Source organism: Halobacterium zhouii, from assembly GCF_021249405.1.
Classification (GTDB): domain Archaea; phylum Halobacteriota; class Halobacteria; order Halobacteriales; family Halobacteriaceae; genus Halobacterium; species Halobacterium zhouii.
The window spans coordinates 68,710-80,692 of the sequence record NZ_CP089595.1 but is presented as its reverse complement, the minus strand read 5'-3'; the positions used below and the strand labels follow the sequence as shown (position 1 = coordinate 80,692).

The window sequence follows — 11,983 nt, the reverse complement described above, 5'->3', positions numbered from 1 at the left end:
CTGCCTCCTAGCGAGGTGAAGCATAGATAATTGATGTCAAGTACGCCCTAAATGGGGGTTCTAGCACCAACGCTTTTGGAATTTCAATTCCTATTGAGTCGTATGGGAATTCTTGAAACAGGAAGAGAAGACGTTGTCAGCGTTGCACCGGACGCCACCGTCGAGGAAATTGCACAGACAATGTTCGATCAGTCCGTCGGCAGCGTTCTTGTCGAAGAGAACGGTGAGCTAGAAGGCATTATTACCGACCGTGATCTCGTCGTCGAACTCATGACCGGTGACGGAGCGGCCAATGTCTTCGAAGACCCGTCGACAGCGGCCGACGTGACTGCCCAGAATCTCATGACGGCTGATCCGGTGACTGTCGATCACGAGATGGAGTTTCCGAAGGTTCTTCGCGAGATGGAAAACGCGGCTGCACGACGGATTCCGATTACTAAAGACGGAGACGTAGTAGGAATTGTGACCCTCGACGATTGTCTTCCCCGCATCGCAGGAGAAAGCGAGCAGGTGTCGGCGAAACTCGAATCGCTTGCGGGGGTCGTCCGTAAGGAATCTCCTGAACCGGATACATAAATAGAAACGTCAGTCAACAAGTGATAGTTGCTGTCTGCAGATGTGTAGATAGAACACTGTTTTAGAGTGACCAGTGGTAGAATCGTATGTAGTCATGCCCAGTCTACTGGGCGGTGGGTTCATTCTGCTGTGCCAGTAATATTAGCGTCATGCGCCAGGCGGTACTCAGCGTCGACCACGAAACACTGGCCGAGTACGGATTCGCGGTCTTTCAGGATGCCGGGTTACTCGACATTGAAATCCTCTCGTGCGAGGGGCCGCGCGGCGTGTCCCGAATCCACGTCGAAGAGCAACTGGACGAACACCGGCTGGACGAACTCAAGACGATCCAGTGGTGGGAATGCGTAGCGGACGAGGGATCGAAGCATGTCTATCTCGTCGAGATGAACGTGGCTGAACAGTTAGACAGGGTCGGTGTCGATGCTGACGTAATGACGCGGACTGAATGGGCCGAGGTACACAGCCAGGGGTTCTCGTTCGAGCAGACTGGCTCACAGGAGGAACTCAGTGCTATGCTCGCTGACTTGCAGGCTGCTGGACAAAATATCACCTTAGAAAAACTGCAGGACTACCGTATCCAGGAGACGCCCATGGATGTACTGACGGATCGACAGCACGAAGTGCTTGACGTCGCGTACGAACTCGGGTATTACGACGTGCCCCGCAAATCGTCAACGGCGGAGGTTGCGGCCGACCTCGGCGTGGACGATTCGACGGTGTCCGAACACCTCCAGCGAGCGGAACACAATCTCCTCGAATCCCTTCTGGGCTAGTCGAGGACCACGTACCGCCGTACTAGCGTCCCGACTGCCGCTGGTTGAAACGGGACGGTTTCTCCGTCAGTTTCTGCGGCCCACTGCTCGTAGGTGTCTGCGGATTCGAACGCGTTGATGTATTGGCAGAACGTGTTCGTAAGACTGGGCGTCTCGGCTTGCAGCATCCAGCTGAAGATGGTTTCATCGCTGTCTTCGAGTTCAGGGATGGTCGCAGCGATCCCGAATGTGATCACGGCCTCTTCAGGGGTGACGTCCACGGTCCCGTCGTCGACGGTGAACGTGACCGGCGTCCCGGTCACAGGGTCAACCGAGCGGACGGTCACCGGGTCCTGGTCCTCCATCACCGCGGCCCCGAGCGCATCTAAGATGCACGGCGAGTACCGGATATGGTCGTTTACGCGGACTTCGTGACGGGTCGGGTTCTCCGTGTACAGATCTTCCGGCTCGATGGTCTGGTCGCTCGCCGCAAGCTGCTCGGCGAACCTGGCCCAGTAGTCGTCCATCGTTTCCGGAGGCGTCTCGAAATTGCCCACCGCCGCGAGGTGATCCGCGAAGTCGGGCGGCAGGTCGATACGGTCGTCGGTCTGGGGTTCAGTTCCCATTGCAAGGTAAGAGATGGGCTAGCGAGCGGTGTTGCTTGCTCCCAGCTAGCTGGGGGACTTCATAGGAGGCTCCAAATCCCTGCAAAACCGAGTAGGACTACTGATTTCTCCTCTGCACTGACTTCCAGGATAGACAAAACGCTAGCCCAAAACTACCAATATCTGAGGGTTTCGATAGAGCCCAGTTACTCCACACAGCAGCTCATCGTCGAGGTATCCCGTCGGAACGCCTGGCAAGCGTGTTTGAACGCTTCGCTGAACGTCGGGAACGGGTGAATGGTGTCGATGATGTCGTCGACGGTGAGCCCGAATTTCACGGCGAGCGTCGCCTCCATGATCATGTCTGCGGCGCGGGGAGCGACCATGTGGACGCCGACGATCTCGTCGGTTTCGTGGTGTTTGACGATTTGGACGAGCCCGTCAGTGTTCTCGACGGCCTTCGCCCGCGGGATGTCCTCCATCTGGACGGTGCGACACGAACACGTCCCGTGCTCGTCCATGTACTCCAGTTCGGTGATCCCCACTGAAGCGACCTCAGGGCTCGTGAACACGACCGCCGGAACTGCATCGTAGTCGATGGTGACGCCTTCGTCGTCTTCTCGCGGGCTCTGCCCGCTCGAATGGCCCGCGGAGCTTCGCTCCACGCTGCCGAAGGCATTCTTGACGCCGTGGTTGCCTTCTTTGGCGGCGACGGTCTCCAGTTCGGGTTCGCCGATGACGTCGCCCGCGGCATAGATATCCGGGTTGGTCGTCTGGAAGTACTCGTCGACGCGGATTGTTCCGTCAGCGTCGGTCTCAACCCCGACCGCTTCCAGCCCGATGTTTTCGCTGTTGGGCTGGACGCCGGTCGCGACGAACAGGCCCTCCGCTCTAAAGGTATGTTCGTCACCGTCGACTTCGGTTTCAACAGCGATCCTCTCTTGGACGGCCTCAGCGCCGCCGTCTGCGACTGGCGAGTGAACCTGCCGGACGTCATTATCGGTCACGACGTTGATCCCTTCTTCCTCGAATGCCCGCTGCATCTCACGGCCGAGCTGCCCCTCCATGGCCGAGAGCACGCGCTCGGAGCGCTGGAGGATGGTCACGTCGACGCCGACGCGGTGAAGGATCTGGCCCCATTCGAGCGCGATATATCCGCCACCGATGATGACGATGCTCTCGGGGAGATCACGCTCGTCGAGGATGGTCTCGCTCGTGTAGTAGTCGACATCGTCGAGGCCGTCGATGGGTGGCGCCCACGGTGCGCTCCCGGTGGCAACGAGCGCTTTCTCCCCGGTGATGCGCGCACCCTCGTCCGCACCGTCGACTACCTCGATGGTTGTATCATCGACCAGCTTGCCGTATCCCTCGTAGATGTCTGTATCGTAATGCTCGGCGACGTCAACGTAGTTCGTCTGCCGGAATTGCTCGACAAGGTTGTCGGTGCCGTCCAGCGCGGCTCCCCAGTCGACGGTCGGCTCGTCTTTGCTGTACTGGACGGCGTCGAACGGGTTGTCCCGAGAAGCGAAGGCGCTCTCGCCGACGGCCAGTAGATGCTTGCTGGGGACACAGCCGACGTTGACACAGGTTCCGCCAATAGGCAGTCCAGTATTGACCATCGCCGTTGAAAGCCCACGACTACTCGCTTCGGTGATAGCGGCGAACGCTGCTGCGCCGCCACCGAGAATCACGAGATCATATTCGCCTGTTCCATCCATTCTAATGCTCGTTAGAGTATTACGTTATATAGGGATTGCGGAGGATCGTAGAAGAGGCCCTCCCTTAATGCAGTATAACTCCAAAAGCCTATATGGCAATAGTCCAGTGAGTATTGTAATGAGTGTTCAGCTCCTCCAATCGAATGCAGACGTGAACGACGCACGGGCAAATATCTTCGGAGCGTTGAGCGACCCAACTCGATTACGGATTTTCCAGAAGCTGATCGAGAGCGACGAGCCGTTGAACGTGACTGAGATCTGTGATCAAACGGATCTAAAGACGAATCTGGTCTCACACCACCTTCAGTGTCTCAAGAATTGCCAACTCGTCGACGCCGAGAAGGACGGCCGGAAGAAGTACTACGAAGTCAGTCGCCCAGAGGCCGTCGAAATGCTCTCGCTCGCCGACGACTGCATCCGCCAGAACATCGAGAGCGTCATCGGTTGCGAGATCGTTACCGATTCAGATGACCATGACGAGTAAATGGTCGTGGCTGCCGTACGCGGGGGTCGGAGGCGCCGTTGTCTGTTGTCTCGCCATCGAGTTACTCGGCGGAGCAGTGATACTCGGTGGCATCGCGGCTGCAGTCGGCCTCTCGACCGGGCTGACGTATCTCCTCGCCGTCGGTCTCGGTGGAATGCTCGCGGGACTGCTGGCGATCAGCTACCATCGGATAGAGGGGGTGAGCCATGGCACCCTCGGGTGACGGCTCCGCCTGGGGCCTCCTCGGAGTCGCCGGTGCGATAAGCCTCTGTTGTATCGGCCTTGCGACCCTCGCCGGTGGTGCCGCCGTCGCTGGCGGGACAGCTGCTGGCGCGACGGCTGCGAGGGGTACTTCCGGTGGGTTGGGTGGCATCCTCGCGACTGTGTTCGCGACAGCGTTGCCACTGCTCGTCATCGGAGTCATTGTTCGCCGACGGGGATACCACGGATGACGGGAAGGAACAACTGTCCGGTCTGCGGAGAGAGCTTCCCGAGAGAAACCAGTACCCGTGACCACGCGTGGGACGTTCACGGCGTCTGCCACCACTGCGGGGCCTCATTCGAGGACCGAGCGGTGCTGTATACCCATTGGTTGGAGGCCCATGAGGACGACCTCACGGCGGAAGACCGCAAGCGGGCCGAATCCAAGGTCGGTGACGGGACCGTCTGTCCGGTCTGCGACCAGCGATTTGCGAGCGAGACGGCCGTCCACGACCACACGTGGAACGCACACGGGGCATGCCACGTCTGTGGTGCGGACTTCGACACCCAGAACGCATTGTTCACCCACCAGCTGGCCGTTCACGCCGAGGCATTGTCCCGGGAGACCCGTGACCGGCTCGAGGAGGCGGTCGGCCCGCTCACGTTCGGGAACCGGCTGGCCCACCAGGGTCCCATCGATGCTGTAACGAATACTAGACTTAGCCGGCGGAAACTCCTCGCCGGTGGGGCCATCGCCACCGCCGGACTCGGCGGCGTCGCTGCAGATAGCTTGCTCGGATCGTCTGCCAGTTCTGTATCGCGGGAGCGTGGGGGGACGAGTCCCGGGGCGACCGCGGCCCCTGCCACGTTCACCACCGTCGACGGCGAGGAGAAACAACTGGCCGACTACCGGGGCCAGAAAGTGATGTTCTGGGTCTTCGCCACGTGGTGTCCGTCGTGTAAAGAGGGCGCACGAGCACTCCAGGCGAACAAGGACAAGTTACAAGACGTGACCTTCCTCGGGCTAAAGACCGACGGGAACGCGGGTTACGACGGCCCGTCGGTCTCCGAGTTCGCCCAGCAGAACGCACCGGAACTCGTCGATGCAGACAACTGGGTGTGGGGGGACCTCTCGGCAGAATCGACCCGCGTCTGGAATCCACAGGACCGACCGGACATCTTCTGGCTCATCGATGCAGAGGGAACGATCCAGGCGAAGACCGCGGCGCCGGCCGCGAGGATAGACCGAATCATCCAGTTCGCACAAGCCGAAAATCCGGGCGGTGACCGACCCGGGGAATCGATCGAGATTCAACCTGCCGAGCATATCCAGCAGGGTGCCAACCATCCCGAGTACAACTCGAACCCGCCAACCTCGGGCTGGCACTATTCCAGACCGGCGGAGTGGGGGTTCTACGACCAGGCGCTCCCTGACGAACGCGTGGTACACAATCTGGAACACGGCGGCATCTGGATCACGCACAAGAACGTGAGTGACAGCACCCTCTCGCAGTTACAGCAACTCGCCACGGACTATCCAAAGAGCGTCGTTATCACGCAACGCAGCGAGAACGATGCGCCACTCGCCGTCGCCTCCTGGGGTCAGCTCATGAAACTCCAGTCGTTCGACCGAGAACGGATTGTCGAGTTCATCGAACAGAACCGGAATCGCTCCCCGGAACCAATCGCGGGTGAATGACGTGAGTCAACACCAGATAGACGACACCCTTCGAAACCAAATCGAGTCCTGGAGCAGGGCGTCCAGTATCGTCTTCTCGCAGCGCAAATACCGGGCCATCGGGGCGGCGACGTTCGTGGTCTTCGCCACGCTCTACCTCTTCACGCTCCCTGCCACGTACACAGGGGGACGGGTCGGCCTGGTGTCGCTGAGATTGCTGACGCCGACGCTCGCGACGTTCTCCGTCATCATGGCCGGGTTGGTAGCCGTTATCGTGTCGTTCACGGCGTACACGATACGCCTCGGTGGCTCAGCCAGTTCAGCGACGACCACGACAGGGTTCGTCGGCAGCGTCTTGCCACCGCTACTCTGCTGTTCGCCGCTACTCCCTATACTCGCTGCGTCCGTCGTCGGCGTATTTCCCGCGGCCTTCGGCGTGAGTGGCTTCATCCAGGGCGTTATGGCGACATACGAGGTGGAGATTCTGACCGGGGCCACGCTCGTACTGGTGTACGCAGCGACGCAGAACGCAAACGGGGTGACAGAGTGCTCTGTCTAACTCCGCGGCGTGTGCTGGCGACCACCCTCCTCACCCTCGCTAGCCTGTCGATGGCCCCGACCGCGGCAGCGCACGGTGGGAGCACTCACGCCGGAACCCCACACTGGATCTTTCTGGGAATCACACTGCTCGGTGTGGGTATCGTCGGGATTAGCATCCACTTCGGACGGACGCGCTGGGCGGGTGCCCCGCGGCGAACGATCAAAAGTCTCCTCCTCGGGACGGTGGTCGCAATGATCGGCTCGACCGCAGTGATACAGATCCAGATCGAACCGATCGGGACGACGCCGACCGCCCTCGAGTGGTACCCGATCCTCGCTGGCATCGTCGGGGTCAGCATCCTGATTGCGAGTCTCGTCGTGGGGATTGTCCGCTGGCCGGAGCGCCCGCGATATACACTGCTCGGAACGCTGCTCGGCCTCTGGGTGCTCTACCCTGCCGTCATGCCGAGGGCGGGATACACGCATCCGCTAGGCTATCTGCTCGTCGCCGTCGTCCCGCTCGTCATCGGCTATATCTTCTGGCGCGATGTCTCCCCGGCCCTCTCCACCGCCGTGGTCGACCAGTTCTCTCGACGCGTCGGCGGAATCGTCGCTGCGCTGTTCACCGTCTTCTTTCTGTTTTCGGCCGGGTTGTTCACAGTCAATCCCGACGAGGGCGTGAACGCGCCGACGGAGTCGTTCGTGACGACAGCTTCGTTCGCGAATCCGCTTGTCATCTGGCCAGCCATCGAGTTCTACATTCCATCGATTCCACTCTTCGGTGGACTCTCGATCGGAACGGCGCTGGTCATCGGGCTACTCGCTGTCCTCATCGGCGTCAATACGGCCCTCATGACGACGGTCTGGCAACGCGATATCGAACTCTCCTCGACGGTCGGTGGTGGCGGGGCGGTGGCGACCACTGGTGCAACCGCGTGCTGTTGCTGTGGTCCCGCTGTGTATGCCATCGCGAGCGCAATTCTGGGGGTGTCGGCCAGCCCACTCTATTGGTCGTTTGTAGCTCCGTCATCGCCACTCGGCGCACTCTTCTTCGTCAGTGCTGTAACACTCCTGACCGGAAGTTCGGTCCGACTCACTCGCTCGTTGAATGATGCTGGCGTCTGCGCTCACCCGGGGGATCACAGAGTAGTACCGGGGTGACGATTCATTTCATGTGGTGGATATTCTCGAGTTAGCGTGTTGAGTAATGTGATAGACCGAGAAGCTGTAGGGTCAGCTCATCGCGTCCTAGAACCACCCGCGGAGCGCATCCTCGCGTTCCTCGAACTGGTCGACCCTCTCTTGCAGGTCGTCACTGACGCGCTCGATGGTGCCTTCGGGGTTGAACAGGATGTCGTTGACGATGCCGACGTACTGATCGAGGGACGCTCCCTCCTTGCCCTGGAAGAAATGCGTCAGCGCGTACGTGTCGCCGGAATGTAGCGTCCACACATCGATCTCGAAGGATGATGCCGCATTTGCTTCTGCATCGCCTGCAGCGCGCTCGGCCAGGTAGTCCGGGAAGCCCAGCAGGCTGTAGAACTCTGTGACGGTGAACGGGAGTTCCGAGAAGTCGAGGTCGATCTCCTGAGCGTCACGAATGAACTCGAAGAGGTCGTCGGCGACGAGTTCGACCTGTGCGAGGATCTCCTCCCACCAGATCCGGAAGTTCCGGACGCCGCCGACGTGCTTGATGACCTCCTTGTCGGTGAGCGAGCGCATCGTGTTCGAGCAGTAGCCGTCCTGGGCGAACCCCTCCACGTAGACGGCGTGCTCGCCGAAGAAGTCGTAGCCCGACGTGACGCCCATCGTGATCGGGTCTGATCGGCCGGGGAGGCGCACCTCGAGGCCATCGAACATAATGTCCATGTGGACTTCGCCCCCACCTCGGTAGCGCCGAATTTCCCCGAACATCACGTCGCCCAGCGGCGTCCCATCGATGGTCTCCTCGCGAAGGATCTCTTCCAGCGGGCCGTACACGTCGACCGGGTTGATGATCGAGTACGAGTCGGTCGGGATATGGAAGAGAGAATCCATTTCAGCCTCCCCTGCGGTCGCCTGTTCACGAGCTCGACTCGGCTCGACGAGCGCGTTGAAGCGCTCCGTCTCGACCCACTCGTCGGTGAATGGGTTCTGGTACGCCACGGTGGTCTCGACGGCCTGGGGGAGGTCTCGGATCGCCTCCGCGAACGTCACGGACTCTACGCCTCCGCGACGCTCCCGATACCACTCAGGGAGTTCGGTGTCGGTACGTCCGTCGACGCCAGCGAAGATGGTTCTGGACTTTGGGTCTTTCATTTCGGTCACCTCGAATCAAGAACGCTCATCGATCCGCGACTGCGTCGTCTCGCGCCCCTCTCCCGGGCGCAAAAACAACACCACGTTAACCAACAATAGCAGCTTTGCCGCTCCTGATGTTGGTTAATTCACAGCTGATATCGTGCCTCAAGTGGTTCGATCTCTCCGGCGTGGACGAGACTCGTCTGTGAGTCTGCCTCTTCGTGAAGAAGATCGACGAGTGCGAACTGCGCGCAGGCAGTGAACGAGCATTCCTCGTCGAGACACCACACATCGGCGTAGGCAATGTCGGTCTGCTCACCAGCGTAGATGGGTTTCCCGATGCCAAGGTGAGATTCGCAGTCGTCACGGGGGCAGATCGGCTCGATACGCGTGAACGTGGATGTGTCTTCCATCGAATTCATCAGTAGGGAGAGTAATTCGGCGTGATATCGCCGGTCAGGACACTGCTCTCGACGGCGTCGCTTTCACTGCCCTCGAGATCGACGATTCGATAGACGGCGTCACCGCTCCACTCGCAGTGGACACTGGAACACATCGCACTTGCGTACGCGCCGTTCTCGTTATCAAGGTGGACGCTCAGGAGGTCGAGACGCTCGCTACAGAGCGGACACTCTGCCGGAACCTGTACATACCGATAGCCCGTCGCGACGGTGATATCGTCCTGGTCGACCTCGACGCCGTGACGCTCCCCGAGCCGGTCTCGGACCGCTACGCGAATATCGTCGAGGAGTGCATGGCGCACGTCCTCGTCGACGGGGAGATCGACGCCGTCGACGGTAATCGTTAGCCGGTACGCTGTCGTCTGGTCTGCATCTTCCATTCTGGTCACCTCTGGGGGCACGTCTGCTCGCGCCCGCGCCCCTCTCGGGCGCTCAAAAACCACCAGTCGCACCCAGTGTTAACCAACAGCAGCAGTGAAACGGCCTCTTGTTGGTTAATTCAACTAACACCCCTTCGACTGTCACGACAGACTTGCGTGTTCGTCGGACCCCGCTCGGGGAATGAGTCCCAATCTTTAAGACGAATCGAGAAAATACAATATGATGGTGATGGCTCAGAGCACTCTCGATCGCATCTGGAATCGGCTCGTAGACCGCTACAACCAGGATGATGAGGCAGATTGCTGCGGCCCCACTATCGAAGAAGACCAATCTGACTCCGCAGAATCCGAGTCGGAACCCTGCTGCGAATAAACCAAACCGTACAATTCCAATATGTCTGAAACAGAGTCACCGCCGGAGGATGCCCAGGATGCACTCGAACGGCTCTACGATGATCCAGCGGCCCGGATTGCCGCCTTACAAGACGTCCGGCCATCTGAACAGGATGTCGCCGGTCAGGAGACTGTCTTCAAAGCCCTCGGAAATGAAGATCGACTCCGCGTTCTCGAGGCGCTCCGTGATTCAGAGTGCTGTGGCTGTGAATTACAGGTCGTCCTCGACGCCCCACAATCGACCGTCGCCACGCACCTCCGGAAGCTGAAAGAGGCAGGCCTGGTGAAATCGCGGAAGAAGGGGAAGTGGAGCTACTACCGTATCGCCGACACCGCGGTCTTCGAACTACTCGACCTCGCTCACGCGATCCAGGAGGACGCCTAAGATGCTTCCACCAGGTCTTGGCGAGGCACTCTTGGATTCCTGGGACTACTTCCTCCACCTCGCCGTCATTCTCGTCCCGCTATTCATCGGGGCTTCGTTCCTCGTGGGCCTCGCGCAAGAGTACCTACCCCCGGAGAAAGTCGAGCGCAAGCTCCGCGGCCACGATGAAGGAACCGGCAACGTCGCTGCCGCTGGATTAGGAGCTGTCACGCCGTTCTGTTCGTGTTCGACGGTTCCCGTCCTCGCCGGGTTGCTCCAAGCAGGGGCACCGCTCGGACTCGCGTTCTCGTTCCTGCTCGCATCGCCCCTCGTCAATGAGATCGCTATCCTCCTGCTTATCGGCCTCTTCGGAATTGAAGTCACTGTCTACTACGTCCTCATCACGTTCGTTGCCGCTGTCATCGGTGGCATCGTCATCGGACGGCTCGGATTGGTCGAGCACGTCAAAGATGTCCGTGTCGTCGAAGAGACGAACCAGGCCGTCGCAACGGACGGTGGGACGGCTGACTGCTGTGCAGGTAGTCCAGTTACGGCGAACCAGACGCACAGACAGCACGTCGAGACGGCCGCACGTGAAGCGTGGTCGTTCTTCGTCGATACGCTCCCGTACTTGATTCTGGGGATGACGCTCGGGGCGCTGATTCATGGTGTCGTTCCCGTCGACGTGCTCCACGCCGTCCTCGGGTCGGAGAATCCGCTGGCCGTGCCACTGGCGGCGGTGGCCGGTGCGCCGGTCTACATCAGCCTCAGCGGGATGCTCCCCATCGCGGCGTCCCTGAGTGAACAGGGGATTGCTATCGGGACTGTCCTCGCGTTCGTCGTCGGTGGCGCGGGCGTGAGCATTCCGAACCTGATTCTACTGAATAAGCTCTTCGAGCGCCGGCTGTTATTCGTCTACGCTGGTACTGTCGTCACGATTGGAGTCGTCGTTGGTGTCGTGTTCAACGTCTTCATCGTCTGAGTCCCTACATTAGAATGCGTGACTCACGCCTTCATCGCCCTCGACCAATACCGGGACGTCGTCGATCCCGGCACTCTGACGACACTCTTCATTGGTAGAAACAGCCCTCGTATGGTATTCGCAGCCGTCTGTTGTCGTTATTCGACGGCGACGACGGCGTCGACGGTGACTGCGGCACCGCCGAGCAGTTCACAGACGCCGACCGTTGTCCGCGCGGGATACGTCTCCTCGAAGTACTGCTCGTACGTCTCGTTCACCTGCTCGTACGCGTCCATGTCCGCGAGGTAGAGCGTGACCTGGAGCACGTTCTCAACGGTCCGCCCGTGCTGAGCGAGGACGGATTCGAGGTTCTCCAGGCAGAGTTCCAGCTGCTTCGACGCAGAGTCATCGCTTTCCACTGTTCCATCCCGTTCCGGGAGCTGCCCCTCGACAAAGAGGAGATCCGAATCACCGGTTCGCTGGCCGAATGCGCCCGTAAACTCAGTTCCGTCACGTTGTTTGCGAGTAGCTTCACTTGCACGCGAGACAACACGGGTTCGGGTGGTTGATTCGCTCGACATCTGTTAGTT

15 protein-coding genes are annotated in these 11,983 nt (G+C 60.0%); 9 read left to right on the top strand and 6 right to left on the bottom strand.

The features are described 5' to 3' along the window. The first annotated feature begins 102 nt into the window (after positions 1–102). Together LT970_RS14415 and LT970_RS14410 are read left to right on the top strand one after the other, a co-directional pair. Complete coding sequence (locus LT970_RS14415) at positions 103–576, top strand: CBS domain-containing protein (RefSeq protein WP_232688913.1); 474 nt, start codon at positions 103–105, stop codon at positions 574–576. Between the two features lie 149 nt (positions 577–725). After that, positions 726–1,349 carry a helix-turn-helix domain-containing protein gene (locus LT970_RS14410; RefSeq protein WP_232688912.1) on the top strand — a complete coding sequence of 208 codons (624 nt, stop codon included), beginning with the start codon at positions 726–728 and terminating at the stop codon, positions 1,347–1,349. On the opposite strand, the gene merB is transcribed toward LT970_RS14410, so the two are convergent. Together merB and merA are read right to left on the bottom strand one after the other, a co-directional pair. Further along, positions 1,346–1,855, bottom strand: a complete 510-nt coding sequence (merB, locus tag LT970_RS14405) for an organomercurial lyase (protein ID WP_232688911.1) — start codon at positions 1,853–1,855, stop codon at positions 1,346–1,348. The two genes, LT970_RS14410 and merB, sit on opposite strands and share 4 nt — an antisense overlap. Before the next feature lie 284 nt (positions 1,856–2,139). Then, positions 2,140–3,651 carry a mercury(II) reductase gene (gene merA / locus LT970_RS14400; protein WP_232688910.1) on the bottom strand — a complete coding sequence of 504 codons (1,512 nt, stop codon included), beginning with the start codon at positions 3,649–3,651 and terminating at the stop codon, positions 2,140–2,142. A 118-nt stretch (positions 3,652–3,769) separates the two neighbouring features. Here merA and LT970_RS14395 point away from each other — a divergent pair, with 118 nt between their 5' ends. The 5 genes from LT970_RS14395 (at position 3,770) to LT970_RS14375 (ending at position 7,715) form a co-directional block, all read left to right on the top strand. After that, positions 3,770–4,135 carry an ArsR/SmtB family transcription factor gene (locus tag LT970_RS14395; RefSeq protein ID WP_232688909.1) on the top strand — a complete coding sequence of 122 codons (366 nt, stop codon included), beginning with the start codon at positions 3,770–3,772 and terminating at the stop codon, positions 4,133–4,135. After that, positions 4,125–4,358 carry a hypothetical protein gene (locus tag LT970_RS14390; protein ID WP_232688908.1) on the top strand — a complete coding sequence of 78 codons (234 nt, stop codon included), beginning with the start codon at positions 4,125–4,127 and terminating at the stop codon, positions 4,356–4,358. The genes LT970_RS14395 and LT970_RS14390 overlap by 11 nt, the downstream gene beginning before the upstream one ends. A gap of 351 nt (positions 4,359–4,709) precedes the next feature. Then, positions 4,710–6,035, top strand: coding sequence for a DUF3105 domain-containing protein (locus LT970_RS14385; protein ID WP_232688907.1), 1,326 nt, complete (start codon positions 4,710–4,712; stop codon positions 6,033–6,035). Position 6,036: 1 nt separating this feature from the next. Then, on the top strand, positions 6,037–6,573 hold the full coding sequence (locus LT970_RS14380; RefSeq protein WP_232688906.1) for a hypothetical protein: 537 nt from the start codon (positions 6,037–6,039) through the stop codon (positions 6,571–6,573). Between the two features lie 134 nt (positions 6,574–6,707). Beyond that, on the top strand, positions 6,708–7,715 hold the full coding sequence (locus LT970_RS14375; protein ID WP_232688905.1) for a hypothetical protein: 1,008 nt from the start codon (positions 6,708–6,710) through the stop codon (positions 7,713–7,715). A gap of 87 nt (positions 7,716–7,802) precedes the next feature. On the opposite strand, the gene LT970_RS14370 is transcribed toward LT970_RS14375, so the two are convergent. The 3 genes from LT970_RS14370 to LT970_RS14360 all read right to left on the bottom strand — a co-directional run bounded on the left by LT970_RS14370 (position 7,803) and on the right by LT970_RS14360 (position 9,675). Then, entirely contained in the window at positions 7,803–8,852 is a 1,050-nt protein-coding gene (locus tag LT970_RS14370; RefSeq protein ID WP_232688904.1) for a hypothetical protein, read from the bottom strand. 128 nt (positions 8,853–8,980) lie between these two features. Further along, entirely contained in the window at positions 8,981–9,247 is a 267-nt protein-coding gene (locus tag LT970_RS14365; protein WP_232688903.1) for a hypothetical protein, read from the bottom strand. 8 nt (positions 9,248–9,255) lie between these two features. Then, positions 9,256–9,675 carry a hypothetical protein gene (locus LT970_RS14360; protein WP_232688902.1) on the bottom strand — a complete coding sequence of 140 codons (420 nt, stop codon included), beginning with the start codon at positions 9,673–9,675 and terminating at the stop codon, positions 9,256–9,258. A gap of 394 nt (positions 9,676–10,069) precedes the next feature. Between LT970_RS14360 and LT970_RS14355 the strand changes: the two genes are divergently transcribed. Next, a complete protein-coding gene (locus LT970_RS14355) occupies positions 10,070–10,453 on the top strand; it encodes an ArsR/SmtB family transcription factor (protein WP_232688901.1) in 384 nt (127 codons plus the stop codon). Position 10,454: 1 nt separating this feature from the next. Then, a complete protein-coding gene (locus tag LT970_RS14350; protein ID WP_232688900.1) occupies positions 10,455–11,414 on the top strand; it encodes a permease in 960 nt (319 codons plus the stop codon). 137 nt (positions 11,415–11,551) lie between these two features. Here the strand turns inward: LT970_RS14350 and LT970_RS14345 are convergent, their stop codons facing one another. After that, positions 11,552–11,974, bottom strand: coding sequence for a RidA family protein (locus LT970_RS14345; RefSeq protein WP_232688899.1), 423 nt, complete (start codon positions 11,972–11,974; stop codon positions 11,552–11,554). Positions 11,975–11,983 lie beyond the last annotated feature (9 nt).

What these genes read in the sequence shown, in the direction of transcription:
- LT970_RS14415 (WP_232688913.1), top strand. Translation starts at nt 103, where the DNA reads ATGGGAATTCTTGAAACAGGAAGAGAAGACGTTGTCAGCGTTGCACCG.
- LT970_RS14410 (WP_232688912.1), top strand. Translation starts at nt 726, where the DNA reads ATGCGCCAGGCGGTACTCAGCGTCGACCACGAAACACTGGCCGAGTAC.
- merB (WP_232688911.1), bottom strand. Translation starts at nt 1,855, where the DNA reads ATGGACGACTACTGGGCCAGGTTCGCCGAGCAGCTTGCGGCGAGCGAC.
- merA (WP_232688910.1), bottom strand. Translation starts at nt 3,651, where the DNA reads ATGGATGGAACAGGCGAATATGATCTCGTGATTCTCGGTGGCGGCGCA.
- LT970_RS14395 (WP_232688909.1), top strand. Translation starts at nt 3,770, where the DNA reads ATGAGTGTTCAGCTCCTCCAATCGAATGCAGACGTGAACGACGCACGG.
- LT970_RS14390 (WP_232688908.1), top strand. Translation starts at nt 4,125, where the DNA reads ATGACGAGTAAATGGTCGTGGCTGCCGTACGCGGGGGTCGGAGGCGCC.
- LT970_RS14370 (WP_232688904.1), bottom strand. Translation starts at nt 8,852, where the DNA reads ATGAAAGACCCAAAGTCCAGAACCATCTTCGCTGGCGTCGACGGACGT.
- LT970_RS14365 (WP_232688903.1), bottom strand. Translation starts at nt 9,247, where the DNA reads ATGGAAGACACATCCACGTTCACGCGTATCGAGCCGATCTGCCCCCGT.
- LT970_RS14360 (WP_232688902.1), bottom strand. Translation starts at nt 9,675, where the DNA reads ATGGAAGATGCAGACCAGACGACAGCGTACCGGCTAACGATTACCGTC.
- LT970_RS14355 (WP_232688901.1), top strand. Translation starts at nt 10,070, where the DNA reads ATGTCTGAAACAGAGTCACCGCCGGAGGATGCCCAGGATGCACTCGAA.
- LT970_RS14350 (WP_232688900.1), top strand. Translation starts at nt 10,455, where the DNA reads ATGCTTCCACCAGGTCTTGGCGAGGCACTCTTGGATTCCTGGGACTAC.
- LT970_RS14345 (WP_232688899.1), bottom strand. Translation starts at nt 11,974, where the DNA reads ATGTCGAGCGAATCAACCACCCGAACCCGTGTTGTCTCGCGTGCAAGT.